The organism is Providencia sp. PROV003 (genome assembly GCF_045040775.1).
Taxonomy (GTDB): domain Bacteria; phylum Pseudomonadota; class Gammaproteobacteria; order Enterobacterales; family Enterobacteriaceae; genus Providencia; species Providencia huashanensis.
In genome coordinates this window covers 235,691-250,588 of sequence record NZ_CP096369.1, presented here as the reverse complement: position 1 = coordinate 250,588, position 14,898 = coordinate 235,691, and the positions used below count along the sequence as shown (strand labels likewise).

Genomic DNA, 14,898 nt, shown 5'->3' with positions numbered 1-14,898 from the left:
TTCACTTTGACCGTAAAAATCGATTATTGTTTGTATTTTTTAAGGAATAAATATGGCAAGTCAAACTAAGGGCTTTACCCGTGTAATTAAAGCCGCGGGATATTCCCTTAAAGGGCTAAAAGCCGCTTGGGTAAACGAAGCGGCTTTTCGTCAAGAATCTGTTGCAGCAGTAATTGCGATTATTATCGCCTTTTTCTTAGATATCAGTTATATAGATAGAATACTGCTAATTAGTTCAGTGGTGCTGGTGGCGATTGTTGAGCTATTAAATAGTGCCGTAGAAGCTGTTGTTGACCGTATTGGTAGTGAATACCATGAGCTTTCAGGCCGCGCGAAAGATATAGGCTCTGCCGCAGTGTTTGTCAGTATTGGTTTAGCACTTTTTATTTGGGCTCTGGTTTTATGGCAACGTTATTTTGCCAGCTAGTTAATAAAAACAGTTTAAAGTCGAAAAAGAAGTCAATCGATAACAAATGCCTAAATTCAGCAATTTAACTGTTCCAAATCTTCATTTACCTGTATATACTCACAGTCTGACTGTATAAACAAACAGGGGAACGGAATGAAAGCACTGACGGCTCGACAACAGCAGGTTTATGATCTGGTGCGTGATCACATTTCGCAGACGGGTATGCCTCCTACACGTGCTGAAATAGCAGCAAGCCTGGGTTTTCGTTCGCCTAATGCGGCAGAAGAACATTTAAAAGCCTTGGCTCGCAAGGGTGTAATTGAAATTGTTTCTGGGGCATCACGGGGTATCCGCTTGCTTCTTGAAGAAGAAGCTGATGATCAAGGGCTACCTTTGATTGGGCGTGTTGCCGCTGGCGAACCTTTATTAGCGCAAGAACATATCGAAAGTCACTATCAAGTTGATCCAGAACTCTTCAAACCTCACGCAGATTTTCTATTACGTGTGAATGGTATGTCGATGAAAGACATCGGTATTATGGATGGTGACCTACTAGCGGTTCATAAAACACAAAATGCACACAATGGCCAAGTGATTGTTGCGCGTATTGATGATGAAGTGACTGTTAAACGCTTTAAACAGCAAGGTAATCGTGTTGAGTTAATTGCTGAAAATCCTGAATTTGCACCAATTATTGTCGATTTACGCGAACAAAGCTTCACAATTGAAGGTTTAGCGGTTGGCGTGATCCGCAATAGTGATTGGTATTAATTCTTAAATTATCAGGTTGGTAAGCGGTAAGTTGACGCTGCTTGTTTGATAATTCAATGATTGCTGGCAGATTTCAAATTGATGTGTAGAGATCTGCCTGCTTTACTTGTTCCTTTTCTTTTGTCTCTTTTCTTTGCATCTCATCGAATATTCTTTTCTTATATAAGCAACACCGTTAACTCTACCACTTCTATTTATTACTTTTTCTTTGTAGTAATAGGCTGTTGATGGTCATGGTGGCAATGTGCGTGATCTTGGCAGCTATCAATCTCATCACAGTTTTTACATAAGCCATGGTTTTCAACCACAGTATGACGCAAACGGAACTGGTTGGTTTCCGCTAGGCTGATAATAGCGGCTTCAATGGTTGTGCAATCACTTTCAGTTACGCTACCGCAGTGGTCACAAATTAACATCACTGAAATATGGCTAGGGTTATCAAAGTGGTGACAAACGACATAACTGTTGGTTGACTCTATTTTATGAATAAAGCCTTGTTCCATTAAAAACTCAAGCCCACGGTAAACGGTAGGGGGCTTTGCTTGTGGTTCAACTTCACGTAATAAGTCTAATAAATCGTAGGCACTGATAGCACCGTGTTGTTGCGCGATAAGGCGTAATACAGTTTCTCTCTGTGGAGTCAATCTAACGCCTCTTGACTGGCAAATGCGTTCTGCCATTACCAGTATCTTATCTTCATTCATTTTTTTCATTTTACTGACCCCAACTTCGAAAACAAAGTATCAACTATGGTAACAAGTTTATCATAGTTTTCTGACTGAAATAGCTTGAAAAGAAAAAGTGAAAGGATGAAGACAGCTATCTAGCTAAGCTTTGTTAGATAAAAAAATGAAAAATAAAATTTATAACTCATGAAGGAGATAAAGAAGATATTTTTATATACAGCATTATCAATATATAAATAACAAAAATTAAACATTTAATTTTTAAAAGGGTAACTAGTCTAAAACAATTCTTTGAAACTAAGTGTTACCTTTTGATATAAATTTTAATTAAGATTTATCTTATCTGAAATTTTATTTTTCCTATAAATGAGTGATAAAATTTTTTTTCCTTGGATTTTGTTCAATTAAGTTACTATTTATAGATTAAATATATTAATTTCCTCTGCTGTATAGTTTTATATTTTAGTGGCTAATTTTGTTTATTTTGAAATATTTTGAAAATCTTATAAATAGAAAGTGAAGATTTTATATAAATTTTCCTAAATGACATATTTGATTCATATATAAATGAGTTGTTTTGGTTTTTTATTTTATATTTAAGTGAATATAGGGTTATTATTCTATATAAACTCACCTCAAGTGTGATTTTTGACAATATATATTGAGATTGTAGAATTGACATCAGAAAGAATTGAAGCGTATGTATAAATATTCATTTAGTTTTCTACGTCAATTTTTAAAAGTTACAGCGAAAATTGAGTTGTTAATTAAAAAGCAAGAAAACTAGTGTAATGGATTTACGTTTTTAAAAAAGATGATAAATGAGAAGGACCTTATTTATATATAACCCTCTAATCTGAAAGAAGTTTATAAAGCTGGAGTGCTGAAAAACTTTACTGATAAGCGCAAATTATCAATAAAAATCAGAAAGAGGAAAATCCTTCCTACTTATTTAAGGAAATGTTTATGAAATTGAATAAATTAGCATTAACTCTAGCTATTGGTTTTGGGATTGGTTTCTCTGGAGCTGCATTAGCTGAAGATCCTGTCGTTCCAGCAAAAACAGTAGAAAGCTCACAAGGTGAAATCCGTTTCACTGGTTTCATTAACGATGTTCCATGTTCAATTGATGCAAATAACCTAAAACAACTAGTTGAGTTTGGTGAAATCGCATTACATGAACTGACATCAAACCAATATCGTTCAGACAGCAAAGATTTCGATATCGTATTGAAAAATTGTTCAACTGAAACTTACAAAAACGCAAAAATCACGTTTACTGGTCCAACAATCTCTGGATTCCAAGGCTTTACAGGTGAATTACTTGGTTTAGGCGGAAAAGTTAAAAACGCAGGTATCGTAATTACTAACGGTGCAGACAAAGTTGTTGAATTTGGTAAAGCATTCCCAGGTACTGGTGACGGTTATGCGTTAAATGCAGGAGATGGCAAAGAAACAACTCTACATTTTGCAGCATATGTTAAAGGTAATGAAGATGCTAACGCTAAAGCAACAACGGGTAGTTTCAATACTGTTGCTAACTTCAAAATCGTATATCAATAAGACTTATTTGAGTTAGATAAATAGAAACATGTGGCGTATGGAAGGCCATATGTTTCTATACCTTTTTACTTTGTTTGATAGGCGCATAATTAAATGAAAAGCATAAGACTCAATTTAATTACAAAATTAATGCTTTTAATATTAACGCCGATGTTTGTATTTTCCGAAGAGGCTATTGATTTTAACACGGACTTTCTTGAAACAGACAGCACTGAAAATGTCGACTTCAGTAAATTCTCTCACGCAAATTATATTCCTCCTGGAAATTACTCATTAGCGGTATCTGTTAATAGAGTTAAAATTTCTATGGAGCAACCTATTATTTTTTTTACACCTGATTATGACGATAAAATATCTCTTGCATGTATTACACCAGAGCTTTATAAGCAACTCGGTTTACAAAGTAATTGGAGTAAAAAAGTAACGTGGTTGCATAATGACCAATGCTTAGATATTCGTTCTATTCCTGATATGAGTATTCAGGGTGACTTAGCAAAAAATAATGTCGATATAAATATTCCTCAAGCATTTATGGAGTATCAAGACCCTAATTGGGATCCTCCATCTCGTTGGGATGATGGTATTTTAGGTGCGTTTATTGATTACAATGCAACTGGGCGTATTGTTAATAAGCGTACTGGTGATAAAGGGACTGAGTCTGGTATTACTGCGACAGGAACCATGGGGACAAATATCGGTGCATGGCGCGTTAGAGCAGACTGGCAGACTCAAAAGGGTGAGTTAAATAAAGGTGGCCAATCATGGTCATGGAACCAACTTTACCTGTATCGCGCAATTCGAGCGTTAAATTCACGCTTAACATTTGGTGAGCAATATTTATCTTCTGAATTATTCGATAGCATACGTTATGTGGGAGCGAGCTTAGAAACTAATGAATCTATGCTTCCACCTCGTTTACAAGGGTATGCCCCTGAAATTGCGGGAGTTGCAAAATCAAATGCAACGGTGATTGTTAAACAAGATGGCCGAATTATTTACCAGACAGAAGTAAGCCCTGGTCCATTTAGAATTCAGGATGTTAACTCTTTTGGAGGAGGGACATTAGACGTCTCTGTTCAAGAACAGGATGGTAATGTCACAAATTATAAAGTTGAAACTTCGAGGTTGGGAACATTAACGCGACCAGGGCAACTTATTTATAAACTTGTTTTGGGTAAGCCAAGTAAAAATGAGCATAGTACTCAAGGGCCTGTATTTAGTTTAGGTTCTTTATCGTGGGGAGCAACAAATAACACGACTGTTTATGGTGGGGTTTTAGGTTCTTCAGAATATCAAAATATTGCGTTAGGGATAGGGCGTGATTTCGCTCCATTTGGTGTGCTTTCAGGTAATATTAGTGTATCTAGAGCGGAGATGGGAAGAGCGGATAATCATCGTACTTTGACAGGGAACTCCTATAATTTAACATATTCTAAACAGTTCGATGATATCAATAGCCAAATTACATTTGCAGGCTATCGATTTTCTGAAAGAAACTATATGAATATGAGTCAATTTATTGATAGGCGTTATAATGATAGCACGATGGATAGTGGTAAAGAATTATATACCATTATATTTGGTACGGCGTTTCCTGAATATAATACAAATATGTATTTAAATTACTCGCATCAAACTTATTGGAACCGTTCTTCAACTGACCAATATAACCTAACGGTTTCTAATTATTTTGATATAGGGAAAATAAAAAATTTAAGCTTAAGTTTAACTGCATATAAAACCAAATCTCATCAAAATGATGATAATGGCGTTTATTTAAATTTAAATGTGCCATTAAATGATAATCAAGCAAGTATTAGTTATTCAGGCTCATTTTCTAGTAATAGTAGTCATAATGTCAATTACTATGACCGTATTAATGAGCGAAGCACATATTCTATTTCTGCGGGAACGTGGGATAAAAATAAAGTAACGACATCAGGTATGTATAACTATGATGGTGATGCAGCACAAGTTAATATCAATGGAACGTACACTCAGGACAATCAAACTGCATTATCTATGCAACTAAAAGGTGGGCTAACAGTTACTCCAGAAGGTGGAGCATTGCATCGTAATACCTCAATAAATGGAGGGTCAAGAGTCTTAATCGATACGAATGGTATTGAGGGGATCCCTGTTCGAACTGGAGTAACACCCATTAAAACAAATCGTTATGGTAAGGCTGTTATCACAAGTATCATGGATTTCAACCGTAATAATTTACGGATTGATATAAATAGCATACCGGATAATGCCGAAGCATTGGATTCAAACCAATATGCAACCTTAACTGAGGGGGCGATTGGTTATCGGAAATTCAATGTGATTAAAGGTGAAAAAATATTAGGAACTATCAGTTTAGAAAATAATAGTTATCCACCTTTTGGATCATCCGTTATCAATGAGAAAAATATTGAAGTTGGAATTGTATCAGATAATGGGTTTGTTTATTTAGCAGGTATTAATCAATCAGATATCCTTAAAGTTAAATGGGGTGATAAATCATCATGTCATATTCAAATACCTGAAAAAATAGAAATTGGCATGGAAAAAACAATATTATTACCATGCAAATAATTATAAGTAATGTATTAACGTCAACGGTGAAAATATGAATATAAGTCTAAATGCTAAAATAGTAACAGTAATGAGTTTGTTTTTATTAATGCAATCGGCTTATGCGGCTATTGCGCTTGATAGAACTCGTGTTATTTATAATGAAAATGATAAATCGGTGAGTATGGGGCTTACAAATGAACACTCAACAAGCCCATACTTAGCACAAGCATGGATAGAAAATGATAATAATGAGAAAGTTACATCGCCTTTTATTGTGACTCCGCCGGTTCATAGAATAGAAGCAAATTCTAAAAGTCAAATTAAAATCCAATCTTTGCCAGCTATTTCTCAGTTACCAAAGGACAGGGAAAGTATCTATTATTTGAATGTACGGGAAATTCCACCACGTAGCGAAAAGGCCAATGTTCTACAAATTGCATTACAAACAAAAATTAAGATTTTTTATCGACCGATAACGATAATGATAAAAGAGCGTATGGAATTTATCCCACAAGAAAATAATATAAAAATTGTTAAGCGTGGTGCTGATTATTTAGTAAAAAACCCATCACCTTATTTTTTATCAATTACTAAATTGAAAAAAGGTAATACAGACGTTACAAATTTTGAGCCAGTCATGATAGCCCCTTTTGATGAATCCAGTTTAGGTACGGTTTCTGGAGGCTTAGGCTCTATGCCAACCTTAGTTTATCTTAATGATTTTGGTGGTGCGGTTGATTTGAAATTTAGTTGTCAAGCAACAGAATGTTCCGTAGTACCTAGAAAATAAGGCTAATGATTATGTCCATTAATTTTATGATATCCAGAAAAAATGTAATGCGGATATTGGGGGTTTTAATGACTTTTAATATATCAAATGTATTTGGATTTTCAGGATTCTTATATATTGATATTAAAGGTGAAGTTTTATCCAAACCTTGCACAATCAATAATGGACAAACCATCGAAATAGATTTTGGCGATGTTATGACGACTCGTGTTCAAGGTGAAGTTTATAAAGAGCCCATAGAGTATACGGTGAGTTGTAAGGATGGAATTAAACCTAAATTAAACATATTTATTGATGGACTCTCATCTTCATTTGATCAGGGGTTATTAAAAACAAGCGTTGGAAATTTGGCTGTGCGTTTTACAGCAGATTCAAAAGATTTTCCACTTAGAAGTAAACGTTCTTTTAATTTTGCAAATCCTGCAAAGCTTGATGCGATATTAGTTAAAAAAAGTGGAACAGACCTTCCTGCAAAGAGTTTTACAGCGACAGCAACATTGAAAGTGGAATATCAATAAGGACTGAAACATGTTGAATGTAAAAATGATTATGAGTGCAGTCTTATTGATGGTCTCATTGCCTTTTGTTTCAAATGCAAAGGATTATGAGACTGAAATCAGTATAAAAGGTAATTTAATCACGCCACCACCATGCCACATTGATGATGGCAAAGATATTGAAGTAGATTTCGAGACTATTTCAGTTAAATCGATACAAGGTAATGATCAGAAAAAACAAGTAAATTACCAAATTCAATGCGGTGACAATAAAAATAATTGGGCCATGTACTTAAAATTAAATGGTGCGAAAAGCGCTTTTGACCTTAATGGAATAAGTACAGGGGTCGATAATCTTGCTGTTAAGTTTCAATTAGCAGACCAAGATTTAGAGCTTGGAAAAAAGTATTTGATTGACCCAAGTTCTCCTGGCGTTTTATGGGCTGTTTTAATACGTAATGGAAATAATGAAATAAAAACAGGTGATTTTGTTGCCAATGCAACGATGGTTGTGGAGTACGAGTAATGAAAAAAATCAACCAGCTATTATTAATCGGATTTTTTAGCTTTACAGCTAGCCATATTGTTGTAGCAGCAACAAATAATGTCAAAATAAAAGGAAGGTTGGTTAACTCACCTTGTGTGGTTTTGCCTGAAAATAAGAATGTTGAGGTGGATTTTGGTGATATCCGTTTACTGGATATTTATGACCCAACATATCAATTACCGCGACGTGAAATGACGCTTACTCTATCTAATTGTGATCTCAGTATTGCAAAGAGAATGAAAGTAAAAATTTCTGGGGCTGAACATGGTCAGATGCCAGGTTTTATCGCCCTGACAGGTGTAGAATCTAATCCAGGCTTAGGCATCGGTTTTAAGCTCAGTAGTGGTGAGGAAATTAAAATCAATCAGGTTTCTCCATTAATTCCTATTACTCAGTCAGGAAAAAATGAGTTGAAGTTTGATACTTTTCTCAAAGCGACACCTGATTCTATTGCTAACCAGCAAATTAAAACCGGGCATATTTCGGCAATCGCTACGTTTTTATTTGAGTATGAGTAATTCTATTTTCAGACGCCTACTTTTATAGAAATAACCTCTAATTCAACTATAAAGAGATTTAAAATGGGAAAAAGAATACAGCAATTACTATTTATACCTCTTTTTTTAATTACATCAATAAGCTATGGTTCAACATATTTTTCATATGTGGAAGATATAGTAAAAGGAAATGGATATACCTATTACTATCAGATGGATTATTGGAAAGCAAACTCACCTACGGAGCCGAACCCTTGTGTTTCCGTATTAGGTAGCAAAGGGGCTAAGAATTGTTATTTTAGTATAAACCATTTGCATTCAGGAAAAACTAAAGGGGGAATAGCTTCCCGAGCTGATTGGTCATGTGGGATTAATTTTGCTAATTATCCTACTATGGCTTCGATAATTGAAGCAGCACAATCACAGTGTGGGTTGACATTCCCTCGTAGAGGAGAGAGCCGCCATAGTGGTTCGATCACTACTGATGAATGTGTGGGGATTTTTGTAGGAGAAACTGCGAAAAAAAGCTATGCAACAATGTTACCTGGGGGAATTTGTGGTATTGCTCCGCCACCAGCAGGTAAATGTTACTTTACTTCTCCTGATGGTAACGGAGGTATACTTGAACTCAATCATGGGTCATTAAACGCTAATGAATTAAATGGCAACATGCAAACAAGCTTATTTTATGTTATTTGTAACCAAGATATGAGTGTGAAAGTCTCATCAAACTTACAATATGATGATGTAAATTTAAGACCAGATGGTTCATTAAAATCACATGTTACATTAAATAACCGTTCCGCAGCGATTGGAATTGTACAGTCGGTTCAAGAGAATAAAGTTTGGCCTGTGCGTGTAGAGTCGACTTTGAAAACAAATGGTACTGTTATTCCAGGGAAATTTAGTGGCCGCATTACACTGGTTCTTACTATCCCATAATTTAAACTATATTTTGTATTCGTCATTTTCCCATGTTGACGGTTTTGCCTACTATTTAGTAGGCTTTTTTTTACTTGATATTACAGGTAAAGGAAGAGTAGCTTTCATCATTTAATATATAAATGTTATCATCCATTTTAGTAATATTGACATAGTATTTTATTTTATCTTTTTCTAACTGAATGAACTTGGAAAAAATGGACTCGGGTGTACTATCGGATGATGTAATAGACAAAGTTTTAAAGTTAATAACATAATTATTTTTATAGTCAACGGCGTGATAATCAAAGTAAACGGCTCTATCTAAACGATAGGTTACCTCATTGTTTTTAATATAACCGTATAAATTCATTCGGCCATGATTATCTTGATCTAATTGGATGGCAACTTTTGATTTCATATTCAATCCATCTTGATTTCCATTATCTTTAATCCAAACAATTTCAGAATGGCATATTTTTATCTCATTTTGTTTTTGTTTCAAGGTATATGAGGTGATTGATGCAGTGGAGACTAGAAGAATAGAGACAATAATATATTTTTTCATTTAAATTCTCTGATCGTTTATTGATACACAATCATATTTATTATTCATTTCTTTGCAGATACTAAGGGAAAAATTTTTATCAAATGAATATGTTCTGTTTAAATTAATAAAAGAATAATACGTTTTGGTTCATTACAGGAGATATTATATTTATCGAGTCTGGCTTGTATAAAGCTTATGTTTTCATTTGAAACCTTTCCTATCATGCCTAGGGGGGTCTGTATAACACAGTTTTCCCGGGCACTTAAAGTTAAATAACTACTTGTAGCATTAGCTTTAGGTGTTAAGTTATAAATGAATAGATAGGCTAAGTAACAAACTGTTAACGTTGATATTGCTAGTAATATCAATTTGATAGGTTTTTTATTTACTTGTGAACTTTTAACTTGATGATTTTGTACTGTGATTATTTTTTGCTTATTGACTGGAGTTGGGCCAAATTTTATTTCAGTTTCTTGCTTATCTAAATCTTTATCGATAATTTCATTTTCGTGGATAGAAATATGACTATCAAGGCGGAACCCTTTTTTAGGTACCGTCACGATTGATTTAGGATCAATACCAATCTGCTCAAGCTTTTTTCTTATTTCACTGATGTAAGTGTTTAAATTATTATTTGAACCTACAAGACCGTACTCTTCCCACACATTAGTAAGAAGTTCATCTCGTGTTGCGATTCCTTTTTTCAGATTTAATGAAATAATCTCACCGAACAATCGAGATGCTGTTTTTGATAACTCAATATATTGACTGCGATCAAGTTTTAAGAAAATTAAACTTGAGTTTTCCTCGAAAATATATTTATCATCAATGGTGTAACCATGTAAATTATTCATAAATACTTTCTGCTCTCTCTAAATTAAAGGCTTAAATAGCATTAAGTTATAAAAATGTAATTATTTAAAGTTATCTTTAATTAATTTGAGGTAAGTGATTTTTTGAGTTTTTATTTTTGTACTTATAGTCTAAATAGGGAATCAATTAACTTCAAGTATTGTGGGGTGAGCATTTTTGTGGTTTGTTAACAAATTTATTGAATTGAACTGATTATCGTTATTTAACGCTGAATTTTTTTATTTTAGTGAGATTTAAGTCTTAATTTAAATCATCTATGTTGTAAAAAAAATATATAAACCTATAGAGTTGATGGCATTAGAAATAATTTCATTATTTGGTGTTTGCAGTAAGTAAATGTACTTAGCTTTTGAGATTTTACTTATGCTATAATTTAAACTCTAATGCAATTTATATTAGGCAAAGGATTAAACCTCTGCCTAATATATTAAATGTTAGTATTTATATTCAATACCTAACCAATAGTTACGACCTTCTTCTATATAGCCATTGGTGTATTCGTAGGATTTATCAAATAGATTATTTACAGAGGTGTTGACTGAAATACCTTTCCCTAATTCATAATCGAAACGAAGGTCAGTTTTGGCGAACCCACGTACTTTGCTGTCATTATCGACATAGTTAAATGCCCAACTTCTTGCTTCTTCGGTAAGCGTAATGCTAAACGGTTCGTAAGGAGTCAATTTCACCCAAGCAAAGGCTTTGTGGGTAGGTAGCTCGGCGACATGTTTGACACTGTAGTGTTTTGGATCAGCATGAATATAGCCGTAGTTTAAGCCTGCTTCTAACCAATCGGTGATTTGCCCTGTTGTTCCTATATCAATGCCAAAGTAGTCGACTTTGCCACTATTGCGGTTTTGTAGCAAATCACCGCCATCAGCATTTTTGCCAATATGGTGTGCCATGATGGCATCCGAAACGTGGTTATAGTAAACACTGGTTGTGTAGGTCCATTGTGGTGTGACATATCCTTTGTAGGTTAAGTCGTAGGTAAGGGCACGCTCTGCATCAAGGTGAGGGTTAATAACGAAGGAATCATCACTCTTCATTTTGTTTTTTGTATAACGCTCTTTTTGCGTTGGGAAACGGCTTCTTTCTGACACAGAAAATTGGATGGTATCTTCATTCGTTAAGTGGTAGCGAGCCATCACTTCCCAGTTAAATGCATGTTGGTTATTTCCATCATAGGTATTAAAGTCGCCTGATTTATAATCATAACGTTTACTATCAGCACTTTTGCGCCAGTCATAGCCAATACCGCCGACAATATCTAGCTTATCAGTCGCAACCCATTGATATTCCGTAGCAATGGAATAGGTATTATCTTTATAGCGGTCGAATGGCACATCTCTTTTAGACCTAGCGCGGTGTATGTCTTCTTTCCAGTGTGCGGCAAATGAAAGCATATCTAATTCACGCACCGTGAAGTCAACACGCATATCGGCACCATTGCTATAGTCATCATAACGACTGTAGTTGTAAGTACCTTTCTTATAGTCTTTCACAGACTTATATTGATGGAGTGTATTCTTAAAGGTATCGTGATATAGGCGGCTTTGTAGTGCGATATCATTAGTTATTTGAGTTGTACTATTGAAGTAGATGCTTTCTTTATCATAGGCAGGCCATTGCCAAATTTGTTGTTTCTTACTGGTAACGCTCGGTGCACTGTTTTTATCACCATCTTGTTTTAGGTAAGTAATCACATACTCGTCGGCTTCGCGGGGTGTCCAACCGACTTTTACCATCATACGTTTATCATCTGTGGCTGAATTCGGGCGGCGACCATTGCTACCTGCTAATGGATTGTTATTTTCTGCATCTGGTATTCCCATAAAACGCTGCTTATATTGGCTACCGCTAACTTGGATAAAACCTAGGTCGTTACGGCCACCTAAGCGTGCACTAATATTGTGAGCGTTATCTGCACCGCGGGCAAAGCCTTGGTTGAAGTTGATATTGGCTTCAAATGGCTTTTTAGGTGTAGCGGTCGTTAAGTTAATCGCACCGCCCATCAAGTTAGGCCCTTGCAGTAATGAGGTATAGCCTGTAGAGAGTTCAACACTCGCGAGTTCGCTAGTCATAAAACGCCCAAGATCAAGGGTGCCGTCATAAGGGACATACGTTGGGACCCCATCAAAAAAGATAGGGACTTGGCGGCTATCAAAACCTCGCACATTAACTTGAGTTTCGTTACGATTCCCTGACTTTTGAATAGAAACCCCTGGCATGGTACTCAATGCTTGTGCCACGTTGGTTTTATTCAACTGTGTCATTTGCTCTTGCGTGATAATATTCGCATCCGCAGCAAGTGGTGTACTCCAAACTGACATTACATCAGTATTTTTTTCGCTGTTAACTGAGGCGGCGTGCCCTTGCGCTGTGAATAAAGCCATCCCAACCAAATAGGTTATTTGTTTTATTTTCATTATGTCTTTCCCGTTTCATTAATTTCGATGTGTTGTTTTTTATATAACGATATGCGTGATTAGCCATAAGTTAATGCAGCCTACGGGGTAGGCTGTTTTTGGCAAATAGCTTTTTTTATGCGAACTTTTTCGGTTATTGTTTAAAAATGTTCACTTTTATGTCTCGAGGCGCCGCATAGTAGGGAGCTGATGTGACTAGCAACGGCACACCTATTTGGGCGAACTCTTCAATGGTTGTTAAATTAATTCCCCCTGCAATTGATAACTGGCAAGGAGAATGTTGCTGCTGTACGAGTTTTTGTAATTGCTGAATTTGGTCAGGTGGGAGTTTATCCAGTTGCACAATATCGGCCTGTGCCTCAATCGCCAAAACGGCCTGTTGGTAGTCATCGGCCTCAACAATAATCAGTTTTTCGGGGGCGTTTTGGCGCAATGTTTTTACATGTGTATGCCAATCATCTGGTTGTTCAAGGCACTGCCGGTGGTTGGTGAATAACAAGATACTTTCAGCACTACCTGCTCGATGAACAATAGCGCCCCCCGCCAAAATCGCAGTTAAGGCAAGGGGCTTAGTGTTTGGGATTGTTTTTCGCGTACAGGCTAGCTGTGCGTTAGGTTGATATTGTTTCAAGATACTGACCATTTGCTGAGTATAGTGACTCACACCACAACACCATTCGAGCACGTTTTGTGTGGCTTTCCAGCCCTGATGCAGGGCTTCAATAGGCCCAGTAGCACGAATTAGAATACTTTGAGGTTCAACGTGTTGGCCATCTTGAAAATGGCACTCACAACGGATACCGAGTTTTTCTAACATGCGTTTGGCGATGTGGAGCCCACTAATACAGCCGCCGTGTTTAGAGGAAAATGTCATTACACCAAGTTGGGAGTGTAGCCCTAAGGCGCGAGTGGTCAGGTCGCCGTATTGGATATCATCCAACAGCAATTGGTCGATTAATGCATCAGGTAAATAAATCATAATGTTAAATCGGCCTCATCGACAACATCCCATGAGACCATCGCCCAATCTCTTGATGGATAAGGAATTTTCTCACCTGACGCAGTTCGTGCATGATAGTAGTGATACAGAGCTTCTGTTTCTTGCGGCGTCATGTTTTTTAGTGACCAATTGACGCTATCGGCAAAGGCTTCAAAGCTATCAAAACCGCCTTTATTCGGGCTCTTAATAAAGTCTACACGGGCATTGATACCCATTTGGTGTAGGATATTCACTGCATAAATATAAGTTGGTAAACGTATTACTTCGCGACCAATTTCTCGAATAATATTTTCATCAATAAAGGTTGGGTTGATAGTATGAGTGGTGTAAACGCGCAGTTTTGTTTGGCGGTTGAGTTTTAGCAGCGCGGTTTTTAAATCATCCACTAATGTCGAACGGGAAGCGACGGCAATATCCACTTTAGACAGAGTGTCCCAGTTATCTTCCCACGCTAATTTTTCAAAGTGGGCATTGGAAATGCCGAGCTCTTTTGCACGAATTTTCGCCATTTCCAGCATGCCACCACTGTAATCAATACCAATGACCTCTTTGAATTGATTGGCGAGACACAGGCTAATAGAGCCTGGGCCACAGCCGACATCCAGTAGGCTTTGAGCCCCAGTAAAATCCATTAACTCACGAAACTGAACCAAATATGGGTCATTTGGATTGGCACAATTTTGTGCCATTTGTTGAGCTTTTTTATCCCAATGCTCAGGTTCTTTACGGGTGCGTTGTGCCTGCTGCATATGTTGCTGGTACATTTTTGCGAAATCAATTTGGTTAATTAACATGATCCCTGA

The 14,898-nt window shown here is 36.3% G+C and carries 15 protein-coding genes; 9 read left to right on the top strand and 6 right to left on the bottom strand.

The genetic code is table 11. The annotated features are described in order from the left end of the window. The first annotated feature begins 52 nt into the window (after positions 1–52). A complete protein-coding gene (locus M1F14_RS01040; RefSeq protein ID WP_042848519.1) occupies positions 53–427 on the top strand; it encodes a diacylglycerol kinase in 375 nt (124 codons plus the stop codon). Positions 428–562: 135 nt separating this feature from the next. Beyond that, on the top strand, positions 563–1,180 hold the full coding sequence (gene lexA, locus M1F14_RS01035) for a transcriptional repressor LexA (RefSeq protein WP_042848518.1): 618 nt from the start codon (positions 563–565) through the stop codon (positions 1,178–1,180). A 197-nt stretch (positions 1,181–1,377) separates the two neighbouring features. On the opposite strand, the gene zur is transcribed toward lexA, so the two are convergent. Next, positions 1,378–1,893 (bottom strand): zinc uptake transcriptional repressor Zur, encoded by a 516-nt coding sequence (gene zur, locus M1F14_RS01030; RefSeq protein ID WP_042848516.1) that lies wholly within the window; start codon positions 1,891–1,893, stop codon positions 1,378–1,380. A gap of 939 nt (positions 1,894–2,832) precedes the next feature. On the opposite strand from zur, the gene M1F14_RS01025 reads away from it, so the two are divergent. The 7 genes from M1F14_RS01025 to M1F14_RS00995 all read left to right on the top strand — a co-directional run bounded on the left by M1F14_RS01025 (position 2,833) and on the right by M1F14_RS00995 (position 9,264). After that, positions 2,833–3,429 (top strand): fimbrial protein, encoded by a 597-nt coding sequence (locus M1F14_RS01025; protein ID WP_042848515.1) that lies wholly within the window; start codon positions 2,833–2,835, stop codon positions 3,427–3,429. A 93-nt stretch (positions 3,430–3,522) separates the two neighbouring features. Continuing rightward, complete coding sequence (locus M1F14_RS01020; protein WP_048608803.1) at positions 3,523–6,009, top strand: fimbria/pilus outer membrane usher protein; 2,487 nt, start codon at positions 3,523–3,525, stop codon at positions 6,007–6,009. A gap of 34 nt (positions 6,010–6,043) precedes the next feature. Further along, positions 6,044–6,781: a fimbria/pilus periplasmic chaperone gene (locus tag M1F14_RS01015; protein WP_071547649.1), complete on the top strand. Its 738-nt coding sequence runs from the start codon at positions 6,044–6,046 to the stop codon at positions 6,779–6,781. Positions 6,782–6,849: 68 nt separating this feature from the next. Further along, complete coding sequence (locus M1F14_RS01010; protein ID WP_226619011.1) at positions 6,850–7,299, top strand: fimbrial protein; 450 nt, start codon at positions 6,850–6,852, stop codon at positions 7,297–7,299. Positions 7,300–7,309: 10 nt separating this feature from the next. Beyond that, positions 7,310–7,804, top strand: a complete 495-nt coding sequence (locus M1F14_RS01005; RefSeq protein ID WP_042848511.1) for a fimbrial protein — start codon at positions 7,310–7,312, stop codon at positions 7,802–7,804. Then, positions 7,804–8,343, top strand: coding sequence for a fimbrial protein (locus M1F14_RS01000; protein ID WP_181469035.1), 540 nt, complete (start codon positions 7,804–7,806; stop codon positions 8,341–8,343). Before M1F14_RS01005 ends, M1F14_RS01000 begins: the two co-directional genes overlap by 1 nt. Positions 8,344–8,406: 63 nt before the next feature. Next, entirely contained in the window at positions 8,407–9,264 is an 858-nt protein-coding gene (locus M1F14_RS00995; protein ID WP_042848508.1) for a hypothetical protein, read from the top strand. Positions 9,265–9,334: 70 nt separating this feature from the next. Here the strand turns inward: M1F14_RS00995 and M1F14_RS00990 are convergent, their stop codons facing one another. The 5 genes from M1F14_RS00990 to M1F14_RS00970 form a co-directional block, all read right to left on the bottom strand. Continuing rightward, positions 9,335–9,811 (bottom strand): FidL-like protein, encoded by a 477-nt coding sequence (locus tag M1F14_RS00990; RefSeq protein WP_042848506.1) that lies wholly within the window; start codon positions 9,809–9,811, stop codon positions 9,335–9,337. A 98-nt stretch (positions 9,812–9,909) separates the two neighbouring features. Then, positions 9,910–10,647, bottom strand: a complete 738-nt coding sequence (locus M1F14_RS00985; RefSeq protein ID WP_232370510.1) for a helix-turn-helix domain-containing protein — start codon at positions 10,645–10,647, stop codon at positions 9,910–9,912. Between the two features lie 453 nt (positions 10,648–11,100). Continuing rightward, complete coding sequence (locus M1F14_RS00980; protein ID WP_042848504.1) at positions 11,101–13,095, bottom strand: TonB-dependent siderophore receptor; 1,995 nt, start codon at positions 13,093–13,095, stop codon at positions 11,101–11,103. Positions 13,096–13,228: 133 nt separating this feature from the next. After that, a complete protein-coding gene (gene modD, locus M1F14_RS00975; RefSeq protein ID WP_042848502.1) occupies positions 13,229–14,074 on the bottom strand; it encodes a ModD protein in 846 nt (281 codons plus the stop codon). Further along, on the bottom strand, positions 14,071–14,889 hold the full coding sequence (locus M1F14_RS00970; RefSeq protein WP_181469036.1) for a class I SAM-dependent methyltransferase: 819 nt from the start codon (positions 14,887–14,889) through the stop codon (positions 14,071–14,073). The genes modD and M1F14_RS00970 overlap by 4 nt, the downstream gene beginning before the upstream one ends. Positions 14,890–14,898 lie beyond the last annotated feature (9 nt).

Coding starts and splice junctions, on each gene's coding strand:
- zur (WP_042848516.1), bottom strand. CDS start 1,893: ATGAAAAAAATGAATGAAGATAAGATACTGGTAATGGCAGAACGCATT.
- lexA (WP_042848518.1), top strand. CDS start 563: ATGAAAGCACTGACGGCTCGACAACAGCAGGTTTATGATCTGGTGCGT.
- M1F14_RS01020 (WP_048608803.1), top strand. CDS start 3,523: ATGAAAAGCATAAGACTCAATTTAATTACAAAATTAATGCTTTTAATA.
- M1F14_RS01015 (WP_071547649.1), top strand. CDS start 6,044: ATGAATATAAGTCTAAATGCTAAAATAGTAACAGTAATGAGTTTGTTT.
- M1F14_RS01040 (WP_042848519.1), top strand. CDS start 53: ATGGCAAGTCAAACTAAGGGCTTTACCCGTGTAATTAAAGCCGCGGGA.
- M1F14_RS00985 (WP_232370510.1), bottom strand. CDS start 10,647: ATGAATAATTTACATGGTTACACCATTGATGATAAATATATTTTCGAG.
- M1F14_RS01025 (WP_042848515.1), top strand. CDS start 2,833: ATGAAATTGAATAAATTAGCATTAACTCTAGCTATTGGTTTTGGGATT.
- M1F14_RS00995 (WP_042848508.1), top strand. CDS start 8,407: ATGGGAAAAAGAATACAGCAATTACTATTTATACCTCTTTTTTTAATT.
- M1F14_RS01010 (WP_226619011.1), top strand. CDS start 6,850: ATGACTTTTAATATATCAAATGTATTTGGATTTTCAGGATTCTTATAT.
- M1F14_RS00990 (WP_042848506.1), bottom strand. CDS start 9,811: ATGAAAAAATATATTATTGTCTCTATTCTTCTAGTCTCCACTGCATCA.
- M1F14_RS00980 (WP_042848504.1), bottom strand. CDS start 13,095: ATGAAAATAAAACAAATAACCTATTTGGTTGGGATGGCTTTATTCACA.
- M1F14_RS01000 (WP_181469035.1), top strand. CDS start 7,804: ATGAAAAAAATCAACCAGCTATTATTAATCGGATTTTTTAGCTTTACA.
- modD (WP_042848502.1), bottom strand. CDS start 14,074: ATGATTTATTTACCTGATGCATTAATCGACCAATTGCTGTTGGATGAT.
- M1F14_RS01005 (WP_042848511.1), top strand. CDS start 7,310: ATGTTGAATGTAAAAATGATTATGAGTGCAGTCTTATTGATGGTCTCA.
- M1F14_RS00970 (WP_181469036.1), bottom strand. CDS start 14,889: ATGTTAATTAACCAAATTGATTTCGCAAAAATGTACCAGCAACATATG.